The sequence below is a fragment of the Flavihumibacter rivuli genome, assembly GCF_018595685.2.
Lineage (GTDB): Bacteria > Bacteroidota > Bacteroidia > Chitinophagales > Chitinophagaceae > Flavihumibacter > Flavihumibacter rivuli.
Map to the genome: position 1 here is coordinate 1,305,596 of NZ_CP092334.1, position 22,654 is coordinate 1,328,249.

General features: G+C 48.8%; 19 protein-coding genes. 9 read left to right on the forward strand and 10 right to left on the reverse strand.

All coding sequences use genetic code 11. From position 1 onward, the window contains the following. Positions 1-28: 28 nt before the first annotated feature. The 3 genes from KJS94_RS05790 to KJS94_RS05800 form a co-directional block, all read right to left on the reverse strand. On the reverse strand, positions 29-1,705 hold the full coding sequence (locus KJS94_RS05790; RefSeq protein WP_214446366.1) for an amino acid permease: 1,677 nt from the start codon (positions 1,703-1,705) through the stop codon (positions 29-31). 132 nt (positions 1,706-1,837) lie between these two features. Beyond that, the gene (locus KJS94_RS05795; protein ID WP_214446367.1) at positions 1,838-2,803 is read right to left on the reverse strand and encodes a polyprenyl synthetase family protein; all 966 of its coding nucleotides are present in this window, start codon (positions 2,801-2,803) and stop codon (positions 1,838-1,840) included. Positions 2,804-2,940: 137 nt separating this feature from the next. Next, entirely contained in the window at positions 2,941-3,867 is a 927-nt protein-coding gene (locus KJS94_RS05800) for a hydroxypyruvate isomerase family protein (RefSeq protein ID WP_214446368.1), read from the reverse strand. Positions 3,868-3,922: 55 nt separating this feature from the next. On the opposite strand from KJS94_RS05800, the gene KJS94_RS05805 reads away from it, so the two are divergent. From KJS94_RS05805 to KJS94_RS05835, 7 genes are all read left to right on the forward strand, one after another. Further along, complete coding sequence (locus KJS94_RS05805) at positions 3,923-4,924, forward strand: FAD:protein FMN transferase (protein WP_214446369.1); 1,002 nt, start codon at positions 3,923-3,925, stop codon at positions 4,922-4,924. A gap of 54 nt (positions 4,925-4,978) precedes the next feature. Further along, positions 4,979-5,941, forward strand: coding sequence for a formylglycine-generating enzyme family protein (locus tag KJS94_RS05810; RefSeq protein ID WP_214446370.1), 963 nt, complete (start codon positions 4,979-4,981; stop codon positions 5,939-5,941). A 40-nt stretch (positions 5,942-5,981) separates the two neighbouring features. Next, the gene (locus KJS94_RS05815) at positions 5,982-7,331 is read left to right on the forward strand and encodes a Gfo/Idh/MocA family protein (protein ID WP_214446371.1); all 1,350 of its coding nucleotides are present in this window, start codon (positions 5,982-5,984) and stop codon (positions 7,329-7,331) included. Between the two features lie 102 nt (positions 7,332-7,433). After that, positions 7,434-7,988 carry a LemA family protein gene (locus KJS94_RS05820; RefSeq protein ID WP_214446372.1) on the forward strand — a complete coding sequence of 185 codons (555 nt, stop codon included), beginning with the start codon at positions 7,434-7,436 and terminating at the stop codon, positions 7,986-7,988. A gap of 27 nt (positions 7,989-8,015) precedes the next feature. Continuing rightward, positions 8,016-10,169, forward strand: a complete 2,154-nt coding sequence (locus tag KJS94_RS05825; protein ID WP_214446373.1) for a DUF2207 domain-containing protein — start codon at positions 8,016-8,018, stop codon at positions 10,167-10,169. An 845-nt stretch (positions 10,170-11,014) separates the two neighbouring features. Beyond that, on the forward strand, positions 11,015-12,655 hold the full coding sequence (locus tag KJS94_RS05830) for a beta-N-acetylhexosaminidase (protein WP_214446374.1): 1,641 nt from the start codon (positions 11,015-11,017) through the stop codon (positions 12,653-12,655). 13 nt (positions 12,656-12,668) lie between these two features. Next, the gene (locus tag KJS94_RS05835; protein WP_214446375.1) at positions 12,669-13,169 is read left to right on the forward strand and encodes a GNAT family N-acetyltransferase; all 501 of its coding nucleotides are present in this window, start codon (positions 12,669-12,671) and stop codon (positions 13,167-13,169) included. A gap of 60 nt (positions 13,170-13,229) precedes the next feature. Here KJS94_RS05835 and KJS94_RS05840 read toward each other — a convergent pair whose 3' ends face one another. Then, complete coding sequence (locus tag KJS94_RS05840) at positions 13,230-14,528, reverse strand: serine hydrolase domain-containing protein (RefSeq protein WP_239804306.1); 1,299 nt, start codon at positions 14,526-14,528, stop codon at positions 13,230-13,232. A 202-nt stretch (positions 14,529-14,730) separates the two neighbouring features. Between KJS94_RS05840 and KJS94_RS05845 the strand changes: the two genes are divergently transcribed. Further along, entirely contained in the window at positions 14,731-15,417 is a 687-nt protein-coding gene (locus KJS94_RS05845; protein ID WP_214446377.1) for an HAD family hydrolase, read from the forward strand. A 124-nt stretch (positions 15,418-15,541) separates the two neighbouring features. Here the strand turns inward: KJS94_RS05845 and rnr are convergent, their stop codons facing one another. The 6 genes from rnr to KJS94_RS05875 are packed head-to-tail and all read right to left on the reverse strand — an operon-like array spanning position 15,542 to position 21,264. Continuing rightward, positions 15,542-17,554, reverse strand: a complete 2,013-nt coding sequence (gene rnr / locus KJS94_RS05850) for a ribonuclease R (protein ID WP_214446378.1) — start codon at positions 17,552-17,554, stop codon at positions 15,542-15,544. A gap of 9 nt (positions 17,555-17,563) precedes the next feature. Further along, positions 17,564-18,640, reverse strand: coding sequence for a tetraacyldisaccharide 4'-kinase (lpxK, locus tag KJS94_RS05855; protein WP_214446379.1), 1,077 nt, complete (start codon positions 18,638-18,640; stop codon positions 17,564-17,566). Continuing rightward, positions 18,630-19,202 (reverse strand): 5-formyltetrahydrofolate cyclo-ligase, encoded by a 573-nt coding sequence (locus tag KJS94_RS05860; RefSeq protein ID WP_214446380.1) that lies wholly within the window; start codon positions 19,200-19,202, stop codon positions 18,630-18,632. Before KJS94_RS05860 ends, lpxK begins: the two co-directional genes overlap by 11 nt. Beyond that, positions 19,199-19,828 (reverse strand): dethiobiotin synthase, encoded by a 630-nt coding sequence (gene bioD / locus KJS94_RS05865; protein WP_214446381.1) that lies wholly within the window; start codon positions 19,826-19,828, stop codon positions 19,199-19,201. The genes KJS94_RS05860 and bioD overlap by 4 nt, the downstream gene beginning before the upstream one ends. Before the next feature lie 12 nt (positions 19,829-19,840). After that, complete coding sequence (locus tag KJS94_RS05870; RefSeq protein ID WP_214446382.1) at positions 19,841-20,380, reverse strand: RsmD family RNA methyltransferase; 540 nt, start codon at positions 20,378-20,380, stop codon at positions 19,841-19,843. Continuing rightward, positions 20,368-21,264 (reverse strand): DUF3822 family protein, encoded by an 897-nt coding sequence (locus KJS94_RS05875; RefSeq protein ID WP_214446383.1) that lies wholly within the window; start codon positions 21,262-21,264, stop codon positions 20,368-20,370. The genes KJS94_RS05870 and KJS94_RS05875 overlap by 13 nt, the downstream gene beginning before the upstream one ends. Before the next feature lie 24 nt (positions 21,265-21,288). Between KJS94_RS05875 and KJS94_RS05880 the strand changes: the two genes are divergently transcribed. Beyond that, positions 21,289-22,650, forward strand: coding sequence for an MATE family efflux transporter (locus tag KJS94_RS05880; protein ID WP_214446384.1), 1,362 nt, complete (start codon positions 21,289-21,291; stop codon positions 22,648-22,650). The last annotated feature ends 4 nt before the right edge of the window (positions 22,651-22,654 follow it).

The following is a 22,654-nucleotide window of genomic DNA, read 5'->3' on the forward strand; positions in this document are numbered from 1 at the left end:
TATCTGCTATAATTGGAAACTTAAGTACTTATTTACGAGCCAGCTTACTCTTGCGGTAGCCGTAGAGGAAATAGAAGGCCAGCCCCAATCCCATCCAAACGAAGAACACTATCCAACTCTTGGCAGGGATCTCGATCATCAGGTAGAGGCAACAAAGCATGCCCAGTACCGGGATCAGGGAATAATTCCTCAGGAAGGAGAAGATGGCGATCAATATGGAGCCGATCACAAAGAGCAGGAACAGGATCTCCTGGTAGCCTTCCGTAGAAATATTAGCGATCGCACTGCTCACCCTATCACCGGATAAGAGCAGGAATCCTGCCACCAGCACAGGGATGATGAATTTTCCATTGATATAGGGCAGGGTGAACTTTCCTGACTTCTTTTCCATCCTCGGCAGGATCAACACCCCACCGCAAACCAGCACGAAGGCAAAAAGGGTACCGATACTCGTGAGGTCGGTCATCAGTTTATCATCCACAAACAAAACAGGGATACCCACCAGCAATCCTGTCATAAGGGTGGCAAACCAGGGGGTCTGGTATTTAGGGTGGATCTTACCAAATGATTTGGGCAACAGTCCATCACGACTCATGCTCATCCAGATGCGTGGCTGGCCGATCTGGAATACCAACATCACACTGGTAGCGGCCACAACAGCACTGATGGAAATAAAGGTCCCCACTTTAGACATATTGATCTTGTCGAATACAAAAGCCAGGGGATCGGTCACACCGGAAAATTCCTTATAGTTGACCATACCCGTGATCACCAGGGTAGTCACTACATAAATGATGGTACACAATACCAGTGAATAGATCATGCCCCGTGGCATATCGCGTTGGGGATCGGCACATTCCTCCGCGGTGGTGGAAATGGCATCAAAGCCGATATAGGCAAAGAATACGGCCGAAACGCCCTTCAGTACACCCGACATGCCATTGGGAAGGAAGGGGGTCCAGTTATCGGTAGTTCCTTCTGAGAAAATGAACCAAAACCCGATAATGGCGATAAAGATGAGTACCGCGATCTTCAGTCCAACCATGAAGTTGGCTGTACTCTTGCTTTCCTTGATGCCAATATAGGCCAGCATGGTGATCAGCACCACAATGATAAAAGCCGGAAGGTTGATGATGAAGGGGATCCCCATGATCTTGGGCGCGGTCTCGTACACCAGACCGGCAGTAGGTTGATTATTGGCTATTGCATCATGCCAGGCATGCTTGGCTGTTTCATAACCGGTAGCCAGATAAGGGGGCAGGTCTACGCCAAATACATTGTGCAGGATATTATTGAAATAGGAACTCCAGGAGATCGCCACTACTATATTACCAATACTGTACTCCAGGATCAGCGCCCAGCCCAGGATCCAGGCTATCACCTCGCCAAAGGTAACATAGGAATAGGTATAGGCACTACCGGAAACGGGTACGCGTGAAGCGAACTCGGCATAGCAGAGTGCAGTGAATCCACAGGTGATGGCCGTAATGATAAATAGGAAGATCACACCCGGACCGCCGTCATAGGCAGCGGAACCAATTGTTGAAAAGATACCGGCACCGATAACTGCCGCAACACCCATGAAGGTCAGGTCGCGAACCGACAACACTTTGTGCATCTGCCCGCCATGCCCGTCGGAGCCGCCTTCTTCATGTTCCCTGATGATCCTGTCGATCGATTTTTTCCTGAATAAAGAATTTGCCATGCAGTAGGTTTAAGCAATCATTTAATTATTTCACAGTTAGGTTTTCCTTGTATAACAGGTCTCTAGCTTTTTGATGATGGAATATCCTGGTACTTCTTAAGCGGCTACAAAATGAACACCTGTCCCAGCGCTTCAATAGTCCCGCTTCACCAGGAATTCAGCCAGTCGCTTCAGGGGTTCTTTCCTTGAGCTCACCACTGCAATATCTTCCAGGTGTTGCATTGCCGTGGTAAAATACTTATCCTTTAATTCAAATGCCCAGCGGTCTACCCCAATTTCCCGGTAAACCTGCAGCATCCTTTCCACTTTATCCGGCGGATTGGATCCCAGCAAATCCTGGATGGTTGCCTTCTGTACCTCATTGGCCGATTCGATAGCCTTGATGAGCAGGAAGGTCTTCTTGTTGGCGAGGATATCACCGCCAACCTGCTTTCCGAATTTAGCAGGGTCGCCAAAGGCGTCGAGGTAATCATCCTGTACCTGGAAGGCGATCCCAAGGTTACGGCCAAACTCATAGATATGCTTCTGGTTTCCTTCCCCGGCACCCCCTAAGATGGCTCCCAACTTCATGCTGGCCGCCAGCAGCACGGAGGTCTTTAATTCTATCATCCGGATATAGCCATCAAGTGAAACAGTTTCCTGCTTTTCAAAATCCATATCCAGCTGTTGCCCTTCACATACTTCCTTCGCCGTCCTGTTGAACAGGTGGATGATCTTATGGATATGCTCGGATTGCACCTTGTTCAGGTAATCATAAGCTACCACCAGCATCACATCGCCGGCCAGCAATGCAGTGGGTTCACCGTACTTCTCATGTACGGTCACCATGCCCCTGCGCAGGGGCGCCTTGTCCATGATATCATCATGGATCAGGGTGAAATTATGGAAGAGTTCAATGGCGGTGGCTACCTGCCAGGCATCGGGATGGATATTATCAAACAACTCATTCCCCATCAGTACCGCCACGGGCCGAACCCTTTTCCCTCCTAATTCCAGGAAATAGCTTGCTGGGCCATACAGGGTTGACGGCTCCGCAGGGAAATGCGAATGGGAAAAATGTTCAGCAAAGGATTTAGCCAATTCTTCAAAAGCATGCATGCGTCGGATACAATTTGGAAGTCGCTAAAATAGGGGATTTGGGGTGAAGGAAGGAATTCTGCGACCACAAATATCCGGCAAACAGGTGATTTTGCTACCCGGCCATCCAGGAGGAAACCTTGGAATACGGGACTGGATCAGAGGAAATTATCCGCATCCCTGTAGGCTTTGATCAGGGCAAGTTCCCCTTCCTTCCCCGGCCTGGCATTGCCATGCTCCATGCCCAGGACACCTTTAAAGCCTTTTGAATGGATATGGCGGAAAATATTCCGGTAATTCATTTCGCCGGTACCGGGTTCATTCCTGCCGGGATTGTCCCCTATCTGGAAATAAGGGGTCTCATCCCAGGTACGGTCGATGTTCTTAATGATATCCCCCTCGTTCCTTTGCATATGGTACATGTCGAACAGGAACTTACAGGAGGGACTGTTCACTGCCTTGCAGATCATATAGGTCTGATGGGTATGGCGAAGGAAAAGGTCGGGATTATCACTCAGTGCCTCCAGCACCATCACCAGTCCATGCGGCTCAAGGATCCCGGCGCCCTTGCGCAAGGCATTGATCACATTGGCCGTTTGCAGGTCATGCGACAGGCTGCGTTCATAATTTCCCGGCACCACGGTCATCCATTTAGCCCCGCAACGCTTGGCCACTTCAACCGCCTCCCTGCAATCCTTTACCATCAGGTCAATAAATTCCTGTTTGCCTGTGGTGAGGGAAGTTTTCCAATGCCAGTTCTGGGAAGTGATCACAAACACCCCCATTTGCATACCTAACCTGGCAAGGGTCTCCCCTATTTTCTTCTGCTGTTCCACCGGCCTGGCCATCATCCCATTGTCCTCGATAGCCCGGAAACCCATGCTGTGCGCGAATTTGATCTGCTCAATAAAATCATCGCCGGCATGGCTGCGGAACATGCCATCATGGATGGCATAATTCAGGTTGAAAGGCTTGTCGGTGGACAGGTCGGCTTCCTTCACCTTTGCATTTGCGCTTGTAAGACGAGGTACCGCCAGGGTTCCTGCAGCCAGTGCCAATTGCTGGACAAAATTCCTTCTTTGCATGGAGCTATTATTGAAGTCTTAAATTTACCCCAATTCATTCCAAAAGCAAGGCAATTTGTACCGACTGATTTTTATCCTTTTTACAGTTTTTTTTGCTACTACCGTCCATGCACAGACGAAAAGATTCCAGTTTTCTGCCCAGAAGATGGGATCACCTTTCGGCATCATCCTTTACGCCCCGGACAGTTCATCAGCCGCGCAGATGGCACATGACTGTTACCGGCTGGTTGATTCCCTCGTATTGATCTTCAGTGATTATATCGACAGCAGCGAACTCAATCGATTATGTGCGCAATCGGGAAGCGGAACGGCTTTTAAGGCATCTCCGGCATTATTCGCTATCCTGCTGCGATCCAAACAGGCATACGAATTAAGCGGTGGGAACTTCGATATTACACTGGGTCCGCTTACCCATCTCTGGCGAAAGGCCCGTAAATCAAAGGAGTGGCCCCACCCGGATTCAGTTGCATCCAGACTGGCCCTTACCGGGTCTCAGTTTATGATCCTTGATGCTAAGACCAGGGAAGTTAACCTCCTGAAGCAAGGGATGCAACTCGACCTGGGCGGCATTGCCCAGGGTTATATCGCGCAACAGGTGTTAGACCTTTGCAGGCAGCAGGGCTTTCATGATGTGTTGATTGATGTTAGTGGCGATATCGCAGTATCAGGTAAACCGCCTGGAAAGGAAGGATGGAATATTGCCATCAACATGCCGGGCAGTAAACAGGACCTGCAGCCAAAACATTTGTTGCTGACCGACAGGTCAGTTACTACATCAGGGGATGTTTACCAATACTTCCTCTATGATGGAAAGAAATATTCCCATATTATCGATCCACGAACCGGTTATGGCATCACCCGGCAGGTGAACGTTACAATTTTGGCAAACGATTGCACAAATGCGGATTGGCTGACAAAAGCTTGTTCCCTCTTACCCTTCCGCAAAGCAAGGCAACTCGCAAACTCCCTTGGGGCGGAACTCTTGGTCACTGAACTCAAAAATGGTAAGCTTAGGGCCAGGTATACAAAAGGATTATCCAATTATTGGTCAAAATAATCCTCCCGACGCGCTGTCTTGATTTCCCATTTAAATTAGGGGAAATTATCCCAGGTGAAAGGCAAGCTTCATTACCTATTGTTAGCAGGATCAACGATCACACTCTATACCCAGGCACAATCTGTGGCATTTCAACCTTATCGCCAGGACATACCCGGCTCTTCCCTATCTTTCAATATGGTCCCCATTCCTGGTGGCCAGTTCAGGATGGGTAGCCCTGCGAATGAAACCGGGCGCCAGGCAGATGAGGGGCCACAGCGCACCATCCAGGTTTCACCTTTCTGGATGGCCACCCACGAAACCAGCCGCGATGCCTTCGACCTGTTCTATACCGATGCATCCATCAGCCAGAATAATGATGCAGATGCAGTGACCCGACCCAGTCCCCAGTATATAGACTTCAGCCTGGGCATGGGCAAGGAAGGCGGCTTCCCGGTGAACAGTATGTCGCAATATGCCGCCCTCATGTATTGCTATTGGCTTTACCAGAAGACCGGCATTTTTTACCGGCTGCCCACAGAGGCAGAATGGGAATATGCGTGCAGGGCAGGCAGTACCACCGCTTACTATTTTGGTGATGATCCCAAAGCCCTTGGCGAACATGCCTGGTATGCGGGTAACAGTGGCAACAAATTCCACCGATCGGGCTCCCTGAAACCGAATCCCTGGGGCCTATATGATATGCTGGGCAATGTGGCAGAGTGGACCCTCGATCATTATCAATCAAACAGGCTGGAACAACTTAAAGAGAAAGAGAAGGACCCGCTAACAGCGTTTAATCCTTCCCGTTATCCCAAGTCGCTGAAGGGAGGAGGATATAATGACCCTGCCGAAAAACTGCGTTCAGCACAAAGGATGAAATCAGACCCTTCATGGAACCGGCGCGACCCCCAGATCCCCAAGAGCAAATGGTGGCTTACCGAAGCCAGTGCGGTAGGATTCCGGATCGTAAGACCCCTCAACCAACCCTCCAGGGAAGAAGCGGAAGCCTTTTACCGACAGTACCTGGGCAAGTAATTCCATTAAATAGCAAGCCATATAAACAACAAGCACTGTTATGAGCAAAACACAACAAACACCTAATACTTCCTCCAGGAGGGAGTTCGTTAAAAATTCCACCCTGATAGCAGGAGGCTTATTGACTGCCCCACTGCTTTCGAGGGCCAATTTCTTTTCCGGTGCAGATGCCACAATAAAAGTAGCCCTGGTTGGATGCGGCGGACGGGGAACCGGTGCAGTATTACAGGCGCTGCAAAGCAAGCAGAATGTAAAACTGGTGGCCATGGCAGATGCCTTTAAGGATAATATCGACAACTGTTATACATCCATTACCTCGCCGGATGCATTCGATTCTGCGGAAGCACTTGCCAGGGTAAAGAAGGCCATCGATGTTCCGGAAGAACGCAAGTTCGCAGGCTTCGACGGCTACCTGAAAGCCATTCCGCTGGCCGATGTGGTGATCCTTTGCACACCCCCGGGTTTCCGGCCCATTCATTTTGAAGAAGCCATCAAACAAGGGAAACATGTGTTCATGGAAAAGCCGGTGGCCGTGGACCCGGCAGGTATCCAGAAAGTACTGGCTACTGCCGCTATCGCCAAACAGAAGAAGTTGAATGTGGTGGTAGGACTGCAACGCCATTACCAGAATTCCTACCGCGAACTGTTCAAGCGGAAAGAATTGATCGGCGATATCATCGCTGCACAAGCCTGGTGGAACAACGATGGCGTATGGGTAAGGCCCAGGAAGGCAGGACAAACAGAAATGGAATACCAGATGCGCAACTGGTATTACTTTAACTGGCTCTGCGGCGACCATATCACCGAACAACATATCCATAACCTTGATGTCGTAAACTGGTTCAAGGGAACTTATCCTGTCAGTGCCCAGGGAATGGGCGGAAGGCAGGTACGCAAGGGAAAGGACCATGGGGAGATCTTTGACCACCACTATGTGGAGTTCACCTATGCCGATGGCAGTATCCTGAACAGCCAGTGCAGGCATATTCCCGGCACCATGAGCAAGGTGGATGAACTACTGGTGGGTACAAAGGGTAAGATATTCTGCGGCACTGGAAAGATCACCGACAGCAAGGGTAACGCCTTGTTCCAGTTCGATTACAAGACAGAAAACAACCCCTACCAGACCGAGCATGATGAGTTGTTTGCGGCCATTGCAAAAAGCCAGTTCCGGTTCAGTGATGCTGAGAATGGTGCGAAGAGTACCATGACCTCTATCCTGGGTAGGATGGCTACCTATAGCGGCCAGGTGATCGAATGGGAGAAGGCCATCAATTCAGGTATTGATATCATGCCAAAGTCCTTTGCCTGGGATGCCCCACCACCTGTACTGCCCAATACTGAAGGTTTCTATCCGGTTGCAGTGCCCGGCATCACCAAATATTTCTAGTATTGGCTATAATGGTTTTCTAATGCCCCCAATCGGGGGCATTTTTGTTTCTGCCCAATAATATTCAGTATTTTTAATATACCTGATCCTAAAACAACCCACATGTCACCAGTAAGTATACTCGTCATTGCAGTCGTCCTGCTGCTCTTCATCATTATCGTTATCTATAACCAGTTAGTGAAAAAACGCATCCTTGTGAAGGAAGCCTGGAGTGGCATTGGCACCTTCCTGCAGCAAAGGAACGACATGATCCCCAACCTGGTGGAAACAGTGAAAGGCTATGCCCTGCATGAAAGCAGCACCCTTGCCGATATCGTAAAATGGCGCAATAAAGGTGCCTCAGCATCAAACCCCAGCGAGCAAATGGATGCCGGTGACCACCTCAATAAATCATTGATGGATTTCTTTGCCCTGGCAGAAGCCTACCCTGACCTGAAAGCCAACAGCAATTTCATGTCGCTGCAAGCCGACCTCAAGGAAATGGAAACCAGGATCAACCAGAGCAGGCGCTATTATAATGGCACTGTCCGGAGTTACAACCAGGCCATTGCCGTTTTCCCCAGCAATATCCTTGCGGGGATCTTTGGTTTCACAGCAGAACCTTTCTTTGAGGAAGAAGCTGCTGCTCGTAACCTTCCCGGCGTTTCCTTCAAATAATGGCCGATTAACCTTCAATACCGTCCTATGCACCTTTGGCGCCGGTTGTTTTTTATTGTGAAGTTGTGCTGCTGCTACAGCATTAACCAGGCGCAGCAGGAATGGCTTACACCTAATGCAGCAAGGTTCATCAGCCAAAAGCAGGTGGACAGTATTTTTTTCGAACAGGCATTACCGTTAGCAAACTCCCATCGGATCAGTGCCACCCAATTCAAGTCTTCCCTTGCCAACATGGGCGACAGGGTCAACCTGGTCTTACAGGCTACCCTATTGAATCCATTCTACAAACTGGATGCACAATACCGGAACCTTTCCCCCGGTGGTAAAGCCTGGGAACAAGGCCGGGATGCCTACCTGTTGGCAGTAAAGAATGGCATTGCGAGGGCACTGGAGAATCCCCATGCTTTCTATCCCTTGTTCTCATTCGACCCAAGCGACAGGATCCTGCACTTCTCCTCCAATATTACCGTCCAGAAGAATGGCGAGTTGTTGGTAACCGAGGACATAACCATCTACAACGGGAATGGCGATGAAGGCATAAGGGGTGACCCTGGCAGCTTACCTTCCCAAAACAACGATATCCAACGTGGGATAGTACGCGACTTCCCTACTAAGTACCGCGATAAAAAAGGCTTCTGGACAAGGACAGGCTTTAAGCTGAAAGCCCTGTACAAAAATGGTCAACCGGAACACTATATCACAGAGTCATTGGAAAATGGTATCCGTATCAAGGCGGGAAGTGAAGAGGTGATACTGGATACAGGTGTTTACCATTACCGCATCGAATACAGCACCAACCGGCAGTTGATCTTCCACCCTGACAAGGATGAACTGTATTGGAACGTCAATGGCAATGGCTGGGTATTTACGGCCGACAGCATCACGTGCAGGATCAGCTTTCCCGAAGGTGCATCGATATTGGAATGGGCCTGCTATACCGGTCCCCAGGGCGCTACCGAACGCAACTGCACCGGGATAAAGGAAAATGCCCATACCATCCTTTTCAATGGTACGAACAGGTTCAATGCGTATGAAGGGTTGACTGTCGCCGCTGCTATTGAAAAAGGGGTATTGCTGGCTCCGACCTCCTCCGACAATACATTCAACTTCCTTGGGTCCAACTATATCATTCCCTTGCTGGGAGCACTGGGCCTACTTTTACTGGGTTCCTATTTTTTCATCTGGAATAAAAAAGGAAGGGACCCTAAGAAAGGCACCATCTACCCGCAATTTGATCCACCTGCAGGGTTTAGCCCGGCAGATTGCGGATATATCCTGGACCAGCAATATGGTTCTCACCTTTTTGCAGCCGCATTGGTAGACTTTGCCGTACATGGGGAACTGGAAATAGACGTATCCCAAACCGGCAGCCTGTTTGCATCCACCACCTATTCATTCAGGCAATCGGCCCGCAATAGGGCTGACCAATCGGTTGATGATGGCCGTTATGGTTTCAGGGTGGCGGAATTGTATGGCGAAAAGATAAAGAAAGGAACCTTTAACAGTACGATAAAGCGATTGGATGGACAGCTATCCAGGACATTAAGCGAAAAGTTTACACGCGGTAGCAAGCGATCAGCAAAAGCGACCGAAATGTTTGCCCTGAATACCCAATTCGGTTGTGCGGGATGGATAGTGGTTATACTTTCCCTGGCTGCCACGATATTTTTCCTGGTGACCAATTTCTCAAAAACATTATTGATCATCGCAGGTTCGATCTGGTTGTTCATGTTTATAGTGCACCTCGTCTTTTCCCGCATCATGAGTGCCTATACGGTAAAGGGAAGGGAAACGGCGGATCATATCCTTGGGTTCCGGATGTACCTCGGCCAGGCGGAACAGCACTACTACCAGCAATTGACGCCACCCGAAAAAACATTGGAATTGTTTGAACGCTACCTGCCTTATGCTATCGCCCTTAAGGTAGAGAACGAATGGGCCGGACAATTTCAAAGCATTCTCCTAAATGCCATTGACCAAGGGTATCGCCCGGCCTATTACCATACCGTTGGTGGTTTCTCCCGTGGCTTTAATATGGGTGACCTGAGCAAAGGTGTATCATCCGGGTTATCCAGCACCATCTCCTCTGCCTCTACCCCACCCAGCAGCAGCAGCGGGGGAAGCAGTGGTGGTGGTAGCAGCGGCGGTGGCGGTGGCGGCGGCGGTGGTGGTGGCTGGTAAATGCCCCACCGGTAAAGCCATAACAAGAGCAGGTAAATATTTGATATCCCATCGGTGGCCCCTTCGGAATATCCCGCTAAGGTGTTAAAGGATATGCTTGTCCCACGCAACACCGCTACGGTACGCAAAGGCGCATGCGTGCTTTTGAGGGGTTTTATTTACTTCATCGGGGTCTCCCGAAGGGGCTACCGTGTACCCACAACTTTTTATACCCCCATCGGGGTCTCCCGAAGGGGACCCCGATGTATAAAAGGCGAAATATTAATGCATCCAACAGTTAAGCTAATCTTTCAACTACCCGTTGGTCATAAGACACAACGGGGGCGACGGAGGCTATTACATATTATCACCACATAGGACTTCTCTTCGAGAGTCCCCGATTGATCTCCATCCTACATTCATCAGAGTCCCCTGCGGGAGAGCCTGATGAGGTGAAGATGTGGGTACACGGTAGCTTCCGAGGGGGACCCCGATGTACAAAAGGCGAAATAATTATGCAACCAACAGATAAGCTCATCGTTCAACTACCCGTTGGTCATAAGACACAACGGGGGCGACGCGGGGTGGTAAGTCTTTCAACCTCATACTGGTATTCTACGAGAGTCCCCGCAGAGGTTTAAGTTGTCCACTCCTTCCACTGGTTAGCCTAAAGATCACATCCCCCCGCCGAAGCTCTAGCACAGGTGGGTCTCCACACCGTGCCCTCTTATCGCAATGGAAGGGGTGTCCACTCCTTCCACTGATTAGCGTAAAGATCACATTTTCACATGTCCACATGTCCACATTTCCACATCCCCACATCCCCACATCCCTCATTCCCCCTTTCTATCCCCTATTTTTGCCCCATGAAACGTATTTGCATCATCCTCTCATTTTTCTTGTTGACAAGTGGATCAACCTTTTCACAGGAACAATTTTCCATCATCCCCAAGCCGGTATCACTTAAACCAGTGAAGGGAAAGCCCGTCACTATCAGTGCTGCCTCAACTGTTTACTACGAACCCAGCTGGAAGGACCAGGCCAACTATTTCAGGGACCAGGTCAAATTCCAGACCGGACTGGAACTCGCTCTTATTCCCTTAAATGGAGATCAGTCCAAGGCCCCTAAACACGCCATCCTGCTGCGGAAAGACAGCAGTAAGATCAACAGGCCGGAAATGTACATCCTTGATGCCGGCCATCAACAAGTGGAACTAACGGCAAGGGATATCCGCGGAATCATCAATGGTATGCAGAGTTTTTTCCAGCTGCTGCCCATAGGCCCGCAAAAGGAGCTCCGCGTTCCCGCTGTTGTCATTGAAGACTATCCACGATTCGCCTACAGGGGCATGCACCTGGATGTAGTAAGGCATATCTTCCCGCTTGACTATGTAAAAAAATACATCGACTACCTTACCTTCCATAAGTTCAATACTTTCCACTGGCACCTCACGGACGACCAGGGCTGGCGCATGGAAGTGCTGAGCTATCCCAGGCTCAACAGTATCGGCTCCTGGCGCGATTCTACCCTGATCGGGCATTTCAAGGATAGCCCTGCCCGTTATGATGGCAAACGCTATGGCGGTTATTATACCCGTGCCGAGATCAAGGATGTTTTGGCCTATGCAGCCGTAAGGGGCATCAATGTTATCCCGGAGATCGATATCCCCGGCCACAGCAGGGCTACCATTGCCGCCTATCCTGAACTCAGCACAAAACCGGATACCACCTGGAATGTTGCTACAACATGGGGCATGTATAACCGGCAAAACAATGTATTGGCACCTAAAGAACAAACCTTCACCTTTCTCAAGGCCATCTTTACAGAACTTGCGGAACTCTTCCCTTCAACCTATATCCATATTGGAGGGGATGAATGCAGCAAGCTCTGGTGGAAGGCCGATACTGCCACGCAGCGTTTCATGAAGGAAAAAGGCCTGGCCAATGAAGTAGCCCTGCAAACCTATTTCATTGAACAGGTGGCCGGCTACCTCAAACAGCTCAACAGAAGGGCTGTTGGTTGGCATGAAATCGCAGAAGGAGACCTGGACACCTCTACCCTCATCATGAACTGGGGAGACGAAAAGCAGGCTGTAATGGCTGCCAGGAAAGGTTTCGACATCATCATGACACCGGGCAAGCCTTACTATTTCGACCACTACCAGTCAAAGGACCCCAAGGATAGCCTTGCCATTCATGGTTACAATCCGCTGGAAGCTGTTTACCAGTATGACCCTATACCTGCCACACTGAAAAAAGAAAAGCTCGCACACAAGGTGATCGGTGGGCAAGCCAATGTCTGGACGGAATATATGGAGAACCAATACAAGGTTGACTATATGGTCTTTCCCCGCATGAGCGCCGTTAGTGAAAGTCTTTGGACGTCGTTGGAACAAAAGAATTACAAGGACTTCCTGCAAAGACTTGAAAAATCCATCATCCCAAAATACCAGTCCTGGAACAGTTCATGGTTCAGGAATTACAAACAATGGGGAATGGATAAATAACCAGTTACCATCAATGAACAGTTTAACTATCAGGAAATACCAGCCGGGGGATTTTCCCTTATTGGAAAAATGGTTCACCGACGAAGAACTGCTTTTCCAGTTTGCAGGCCCGGATTGGCATTTGCCCATAACAAAAGAACAGATCAGAAGGCACCAGGAAAAATTCCCCTTTAAACAATTGTATATCGGGGAAGATGAAAACAAAGTGCCCGTTGCCCTCGGGGAATTGATCTGGAATGAACCCAACTCCCCGCGTATCGGCCGGTTGCTAGTAGGCGATCCTGCCAAAAGGGGAAAAGGCATCGGGGAACAATTGATCAGGGAACTCATCAGGGAATTAATGAATATTGCGCCTTCCCCGGTCATTTTCCTTTATGTGCTGGAAAACAATGTCTCGGCCATCGGCCTTTACCAAAAACTAGGCTTTAAACCCTCAGAAGAAGAAGGTCCGGTCATGGTGTTCCGGGGCAAACCAATGAAGACATTGAAAATGACATACACTGTTTCTACATAAGCAGATAAACAATGATGCCTGGCGAATGAAACCAGGCATCACTATTTCAAACATTTATAGTTAACTCCTTACCAACAATTCCTTGATCTTATTGGAAACAAAATGTCCGAAAGGAGGATTACTATTCGATAAGATGACCACAATGTATCCTTCCTTCAGGTACATATTCAGTTCCGTACATTGGTTGATATATCCCCCACTATGGCCAACAATATGTTCCTTACCCAGTTGCTGGTGTTCCATTCCCATTCCATAATGGTCATTTACCCTATACTCCAGCAATTCTTGTTTACTGACATCAGACAATAGTTTTCCAGCCTGCAATGCCTGTGCAAAAGCCAGCATATCATCTACGGTTGCACGGCCACCACCCGCGCCATCACCCGGCTCTGCTGTTACCATCCCGGCAGGATCAAAAATATGCGTCTTGATATACTCCCCGAAAGGCTTACGGCCCAGTTGCTCCAGGATGATACCCAGCAGGCAGTAGCCATTGTTACTATACTGCCATCCCTTACCGGGCTCAAAGGCAAGCTTGTCTGCTTCTAATACAGGTAGCATATCCATCACCCCGCGGATACTGTCCTTTATTTGCGCATATACAGGGCTGTTGAAAAAATCACCCATACCGGAACTATGGTTGAGGAGTTGGCGAATGGTAATGGATTTTATTGTGTTGTTCTTTATACCTGGCAGGAATTTCCCTACCGTATCTTCAAGGGAGAGTAAACCCATACCCCTTAATTGTAAAATACCAATTGCCGTAAACATTTTTCCCATGGAAGCAAGGCCAAACAACTGTTTACGGGTATTGGGAACCTGATCACCATTATTGCCAAAGCTACCAAAATACAATTGCTGCTTATCCCTTACCACCAGTACATTTCCGGAGAATGCGCCACCAAGTTTACCGGTGATATACTGGTCGATTTGGATGGCTACCTGTGCTGTACTGAGTTTCCCCTTTTGGATATAGGGTGTGGTGAAAGGAACTGGTTCAATGGTCCTGCGTTTGAACTGTTGTACGGAATCTGTATAAATGGTAAACTTCCACCAGGCATCATATTGATTATCCTGCACCCAGGCTTCTGCAGTGACCGGACTCGTTGAAATGATCTTCCTCGTAGAAACTTTGCCTAGCATCCGGTATGCATTGGCATAGCCCCGCATCCATTCACTTACTTTATCAGGTGAAGTTCCCGCATTTACGAGGTACTGCCGATAGGCCGCCGTATCTCCACTGTTATGCAGTTCAATGAATGAAGCAGCCGTTTTTTCCAATTTCGATTGCGCGATTACTTTAGTAATAGCCAGGATACTTATCCCTGCAATCAATCCAATCTTGAGTTTCATGTTCATGTGAAAAAATTTCATAGACCTTGGGACTCCTGATCATTGATCTGGGTTACAGCTTTACCGGCTTAATCCCAATAAACCTATCTTGACTGCCACTTCCCTCGATCAAACTGTAGACCTGAATACCTGAAATGCCCGGCAGATTAACCCTCATAGTGGCTGCCACCTATCGGGCTTTCCGTAATTTGCAGCAGAATTAAATTGTATGGATATCAAAGTTGTTGCATTCGACGCTGACGATACGTTATGGGTGAACGAGCCTTATTTCAGGGAGACCGAGGATAAATTCTGCGCCTTATTGGAAGATTATATGCCGGCCCATACGGTAGCGAGGGAATTACTCACTACAGAATTACAAAACCTATCCCTCTATGGCTATGGCATCAAAGGTTTCATGCTGAGCATGATCGAAACTGCATTGAGGGTTTCTGATAACACCGTAAATAACCTGGTCATTGAGAAGGCGCTCCAATATGGGAAAGACCTTTTGGACAAGCCTATTGAACTCCTGGATGGGGTGGAGGATGTATTGCATACGCTAAAGGGCAAGTACAGGCTGGTAGTGGCCACCAAAGGTGATCTCCTGGACCAGGAAAGGAAACTGAAAAGGTCGGGACTGGAACATTATTTCCACCACATTGAGATCATGTCCGACAAGAAAGTCTCCGATTACGAAAAACTCATCAGGCACCTTGATATCCGGCCGGAAGAATTCCTGATGATCGGCAATTCCCTTAAATCCGATATCCTGCCGGTATTGCAATTGGGTGGTCATGCCTGCCATGTCCCCTACCATACCACATGGGTGCATGAAACCATTGACCATACCATTGAACATGAGAATTTCAAGGAAGCGACGACCATCAAGGATGTGCTAAGCATGCTCATGTAAGTAATGATCCATTCAATGTTTCATTGAGGACCTTAAGTATAGACATTCCTTATTTAGAAAAAAATAAAACTGCCTTACCCGTCTGAGCAGACCGGTAAGGCAGTTCCTTATAAACTATTCCTGATTACTTTTTCCCTTTTCCCACCCTTTTCCTGGCAGTTGGGGATTCTTCCTTCAGGGCAGCAGTGATCACCCATTCATAATCCAATTGGCGTTTGTCGAGGTTGGCCGCCACCACCCGAATCCGGACCTTGTCACCCATCCGGAAGGTACGGCCACTTCTCCTGCCGGCCAGCATATATTCCGATTCAACATGTGCGAAGTCGTCATACTCCAGCAAGGAATGGATACTCACCAATCCTTCGCATTTGTGTTCTACCGTTTCCACCCAGAAGCCAAAAGCAGCCACACCACTGATCACCCCATCGAACTCCTCCCCAAGGAAATTCTTCATGTATTCCACCTGCTTATACTTATTACTAGCCCGCTCCGCTTCCATGGCAGCCCTCTCCCTTTCGCTGCAATGCTTGCATTTCTCTTCCATCTTCTTATCAACAGGCAACTCTCCGTCCAACACCTGCTGCAGGACACGATGGGCCAACACATCGGGATATCGACGGATAGGTGAGGTGAAATGGCAATAATTCTCGAATCCCAGGCCATAGTGGCCAATATTCTCGGTAGTGTAAATAGCCTTGGCCATTGTGCGGATGCCCAGTTGCTCCAATACATGTTGCTCCGGCCTTCCGCTAACATCCTGCAACAATTGGTTGAAGGAAGCAGCGATACGTTCAGGTGATTTCGTATCGAACTTATGGCCAAACTTCATCGCAAAGGCCACAAATGGGGTCAGCTTTTCTTCATCAGGCTGGTCGTGGATACGGTAAGGGAAGGGAACCTTCTTCTTGCCTTCACCCGCTTTGCTGATATGTTCCGCAACTGTTCGGTTGGCCAACAGCATGAACTCTTCGATCAGCTGATGCGCCTCCTTGCTCTCCTTGATCATGATACCGATCGGCTTACGGTTCTCATCCAGTTTGAACCTTACCTCCTGCGAAGTGAAATTGATGGCCCCTTTCTTAAACCGCTGTTTCCTGAACTTTTGCGCCAATGTATTCAGGAGCAATAATTCTTCCTTATACAAGCCATCCCCGCTTTCAATGATCTCCTGCACCTCCTCGTAGGTAAAGCGATGATCGGAATGGATCACGGTCCTTCCCAACCAGTAATCCTTCAGTTCGCCCTTTGGAGATATCTGGAAAATGGCAGAAAAAGTAAACTTATCCTCATGCGGTCTTAAGGAACATAATTCATTAGAGATCTTTTCCGGCAACATGGGATTCACCCTATCGGGCAGGTATACCGATGTAGCCCGGTGGTAGGCTTCCTTGTCCAGTTCCGTCTCTGGTTCTACATAATAACTTACATCAGCAATATGTACGCCTATTTCATAATGCCCGTTCTTTAATTCACGGATCGATAAGGCATCATCAAAATCCTTGGCATCAACCGGGTCAATGGTGAAGGTCAGGATATCCCTGCAATCCCTGCGGCGCTTGATCTCTGCACTGGATAGAATATCGGGTATCCTTGCTGTTTCTTCCAATACCTCCTCAGGGAAATTCAGCGGGAAGCCACTCTCCAGGATGATCTCCCTCATGGCCAGGTCATTCTCCGCATGCTCGCCCAATACTTCCACTACCGCACCCACCGGTTTCTTGTTTTGCTCCCATTCCAGGATCCTTAGCACCACCCGCTCGCCATTCTTGGCACCATTAAGGTTGGATAAGGGCACATATACATCGGGCATGGGTTTATCAGAATCGGCTATGAAGAAGGCAAATGATTTCGATAATTCGATCTTGCCCATGAAAACAGATTGTTTCCTGTCCACCACTTCGGTAACCACGCCCTGCATCCGGCCACTACGCCCGCTTTCCTTGGTGATCCTGACCCTTACGGTATCACCGTGCATGGCTGTATTGAAATCGGATGGACGTATGAGTATATCCTGCTCCTGGCCTTCAACGATCACAAATCCCATTCCGCTTCGGGTAATATCTAACCGGCCTTTCAGCGTTGCGGGAGTAGAAGATTTTTTCCTGCTTTTCTTTTTGGATTGTTTCTTTTTACTCATCCGGTTGGTTTAAGCACTAACATTAAATTCCTTAATAAATGTAGCGATTAAACGGGTAAAGTTTTCCTGTTCCCCAAACAAAAACGCCATTTCAATGGGAATCACGAAAAGGGGTAATGACTTCAATTCCTGGTCGAATTTCACCAGCCTCACCGAATCTTTTTCTGTAGTGAGGATGATCTTGTGCGCGGCATTCAGCTGTTCAAACCTGCGCCTGATATCCCGGAGATCATCGATCGTAAAGATATGGTGGTCGCTGAATCCCAACTGGTCATAGGTCTTTGCCTGGTCATCCAATAATTTCTTCAAAGGCCTGGGATTGGCAATACCGGTCACCAGCAGCACCTCCACATCATTCGTGATCTTATAGTGCGTATGGTCCAGGATATGGTAGAGTTCCCCATACTTAATGGTGGCAAAGAAAACCTGCTGGTGTTCCTCCGGCGTCAATTCCTTCCGGATGGCCTCCGCGTCTTCCTTGCTCAGGTTGGCAGGGCATTTGGTTACAACGATAATATCTGCCCGTTGCACGCTTCTTTTCTCGTCCCTCAGGTCGCCGGTAGGCAGGTACCAGTCGCGGGTATATAAATTGCTGTAGTCGGTTAGCACAATGTTCAGCCCTGCCTTAATGGCCCTATGCTGAAAGGCATCATCGAGAATAATGGCCTGCGTATCCGGCCTGTCGTGTAACAATTGAGGCACGGCAACGATCCTTTCTTCGCCAACTGCCACTGCCACATCCGGGAATTTCAGGTGGAACTGCATGGGCTCATCGCCTATTTCAAGTGCATTGGTAGCATCATTGGCCAGTGCATAGCCCCTGGTCTTCCTTTTGTAGCCCCGGCTCAGGGTAGCCACCCTGAAATCCTCTTTCAGGTGACGGATCAGGAATTCCACCATGGGTGATTTGCCCGTACCTCCTGCAGCTATATTTCCCACACAGATGATGGGCAGGGCAAACTCGGAGGACTGCAACCACTTCTTATCGTACATCCAGTTACGTACCTTGATCACTGCATAATATACCAGGGAAACAGGAAAGAGGATGATGCGAATGGGCTTGAGTAATGGAATATTAAAATTCATAGATGGTTGCTGGTGTTACGCATGCACTTAAAGGTACATCAAAATGGTCGATGCCGGGTAGCGCATCAAGGGGTTCAAAATAACAAAGGCCCAGCCGGAATACGTCCGCCCTGCATTGCGCAAGGAAACGGTCATAGAACCCTTTTCCATAGCCCAGCCTGTAACCCATCCGGTCAAATGCCAATAAGGGAACGATCACCATATCGATATCCTTGGGTGATAATTCAGGACAATTCACCGGTTCCGCTATCCCGTATTCATTCCGAACATAATCAGTGTCGTCATTCACCAGCATGGGCTTCATGGAATGGTTAGTGAAATCACTAACAGGGAAAGCCAGTTGCAAACCAGGCATCCTGAATTCAAGGAAATCAGTAATAAGGAATGTATTCACTTCCCCTTTCGTTTCAAGTGGCCAATAGGACATGACCGTTTCTACAAAAGGAGGAATATCCAATTGCTGGAAATTGATCAGCAACAGGTCGTCAAGCTTTCTCCTTTCCCTATCGGGAATGGCTAAACGCTTTTCGGTATACTGCTTGCGCAACTCCTGCTTGGTCATAACTGCGACAAAAATGGTTTAATTGCTGCTGCCTGCTGCTGAACAAATGATTTATCCGGGTGCTGGCTGAAGGGGATGGATCCCAATGAAGGTATCCCTGTCCAATTCACGATCTCCTTTTCATAGTCCATATATTGGTCATTGAAGATCCAGCCTGCCACTTCAATACCCCTTGTTTTACAAGCCTCTGCCGTCAGCAGGGAATGGTTGATGCTACCCAGGTAATTGCGGCTCACCAATACAACCCTTGCATTCAGGGCCAGTATGAGGTCTGCAATGAATGCCTTCCCGTTTATGGGGACCAGCAATCCGCCTGCTCCTTCAATGATCAACCTGTTAGGGGTAACAGGACAGCGGGAAACGATATCCTCCACCCTGATGCTGATGCCTTCCTCACGGGCAGCAATATGCGGAGATGCCGGTAGTTTTAATTTGTAAGCTTCGGGATGGATGACCGACCTACTATTGCTGAGCCTGTCACCCACCCATTGACGGTCTGTACCATCCTCCTCTCCTGCCTGTACAGGTTTCCAGTAATCGGCTTCGAGGGCTTCCGCCAGGACAGCCGCTGCCATGGTTTTGCCCACACCGGTACCTATGCCGGTGATAAATATTGGTCTTTGCATGGTTCCGTAAGCTTAACGATTGATAAAGAAAGAAAACACGGTAGTGCCATAGTTCCTTTCTGAAACAAATTTCTCGAAACCCTGGTAGTGGTTCCTTGGGGTATGTTCCAGTACAAACCAGCCATTGGGTTTTAACAGCTGGTGCTGTACGATCTTCCTGGGAATATCATCAATAGCTTCCAGGGCATAGGGTGGTCCTGCAAAGATGAGATCATACTGGTCATTACAGGTTTCTATGAACTTGAAGACATCCATCTTTACCACTTTAAGGTGGTCAAGGCCAAACTCTGCCGCGGTCTTCTTTATGAAAGAATACATGGAAGGATCCTTCTCTACAATGGTCTGGTCTGCAGCTCCCCTGGAGGCCAGTTCATAGCTGATACTTCCTGTTCCCCCGAAGAGGTCTAGGGTCTTGATGCCTTCGAACTCGAGGTTATTCTGCAAAATATTGAAGAGGCCTTCTTTCGCAATATCAGTCGTTGGGCGGGTATAAGGCATCTTCGCCGGTGGATTCACTTTCCTTCCGCCCAACTTTCCGCTTATGATACGCATGACATCATTTGAATAAGGGGGGTGAAGAAATGGACCGGCGTATCCTTCAGGGCTTCCCCATTCAGTTCCATCCCTTCAGGCAACCTGCCGGTATTGACATGGATAAAATACTTCCGGAGCTCCTGGTAAAGGGAAGAGCCCGTATCGATCCAGCCATCAACCTGTAACACAACTTCCTGCTGGGAAAGACCAGCCTGGCCGCAGGCTTTCAGGAGGTAATAACTTACATCCTCCGGTACGTTATACTCTATGATGGCAATGTATTGTAACTGGTCCTTCCATACTGCAAGGGCAAACTGGCCGGACTCAAAATAAAGGTATAGGTTACCAGCATCAGCTTTGGGCTGGCGCTGGATATAGCTCAACCACGGAGTGAAAAGATGGCATTGATGAAGGTTGCCGCCAGAAGACTCCACTGCTTTACGGTGATGTTTACTGACCCTGTAAACGGTGTAGGCTTCCTCAACAGGGACATGATCAGCCATTACAATTCCTTTGAACAGGTCCCCAAACTGGAGGTCCAGCAATTCACCTGCATCCTCTTCCCGCCAAAGGGCCGCTGGCACCAGGGTAGCTTCCGGAGCCCAATGCACAATGGTTACCTTCTTCCATTGCTGCATCCATTCCTTTTTGGCGCTAAACCATTCCACAAGGGGGTTCTCCCCTTCCGGATCCTTTACTAACTGGATGGATTGAAAATGCAATGGCTGCCCTTCTGCATCCGCAACAATGGAATGCAAACTGTTCTCCTGGACCTGGATCAGCAATTGGCTGTTGGCAGGGTCCTCAACCGGGCCAAGCCCTATATCGTAACGTAAATGAATCTGGCTCATGTTCTCCTGCAATAATACAGCATTTTCATGGAGGCTGCCCAATCTGCCCATTTTGCGCTAGCTTGCGTATCGCTTATGTCAACCGCCAATAGCACAGCTACAGACCTGAAAGTTAACATCAGTAACAGGCAGATCCTGTCCATTGCCCTGCCGATCAGCTTCGCCATTTTCGTTCCCCAGGTCAATTTTGTAACGAATAATGTTTTCCTTGGAGGACTGGGGGAAGATTCGCTGGCAGCAGCCGGAATTACAGGGGTTTACTACCTCATCTTCGCCGTGATCGGTTACGGGCTGAACAATGGCTTGCAGGCCCTGATCTCCCGACGTGCCGGCCAGGACAAAGTGGAAGAGATCGGTAAGCTATTCGCACAGGGGGTCTTCCTCTCCCTGACCTTCGCTGCTTTTGGCATCCTGCTCACCTACCTGGTGGCTACGCCGGTATTACAGCGGTCCCTGCATTCACCGGAACTTACGCAGAAGGCCGTCAGTTTCCTGCATATCCGGATCTGGGGCCTACCCTTCCTGTATCTCTACCAGATGCGCAATGCATTACTGGTAGGAACCAACCAAAGCAAGTACCTCGTTTGGGGGACCCTGGCTGAAACCCTTGGCAATATTTTCTTCGACTATGGATTGATCTACGGGAAATTCGGGATGCCGGAGATCGGCTTCAACGGTGCCGCCTATGCGTCGATCATTGCGGAATTCCTGGGTATGTTCGTGGTCTTCGCGGTGATCCAATGGAAGGGGATCAGTAAACAGCTGGGACTGGCCAGGCATTTCAGGTGGAATAAGGAAAATGCCCGGTTGGTCCTGGTACAATCTTCCCCCCTGATTTTCCAATATGCGATCAGCATCATCAGTTGGGAGTTCTTCTATATTCTTATCGAACACCATGGCAAGCGCGACCTGGCCATTTCCAATACGATGCGAAATATTTTCGGACTTTTCGGGGTGTTTACCTGGGCTTTCGCTTCCACCTCCAATACCATGGTGAGCAATATCATAGGCCAGGGCATGAAAGAAAGGGTGGAGGAATTGATCGGGAAGATCGTGAAGCTCAGCCTTTCCATTTCCATCCTGCTTTGTATTTTCCTTAATCTCTTTCCTGCCTTATTCCTTTCCTTTTATGGACAGGGGGAAGAATTTGTTCGTGCAGCCGTTCCCGTTATACGAATTATTTCCCTTGCCCTTCTATTGATGTCCTTTGCTACCATCTGGCTCAATGGCGTGACCGGTACGGGAAATACCAAGGTCAACCTTGTCATAGAGATAGTGGCAATTGTCGCTTATACGATCTATGCTTATGTAGTGCTGGAAGTGATGAAACTCCCCATCACCTATGGCTGGATGAGCGAATGGTTATACTGGATCATACTTTTCTCCCTTTCCTATGCATACATCAGAAGCGGCAAATGGAAAAAGAAAGAGATCTGATAAG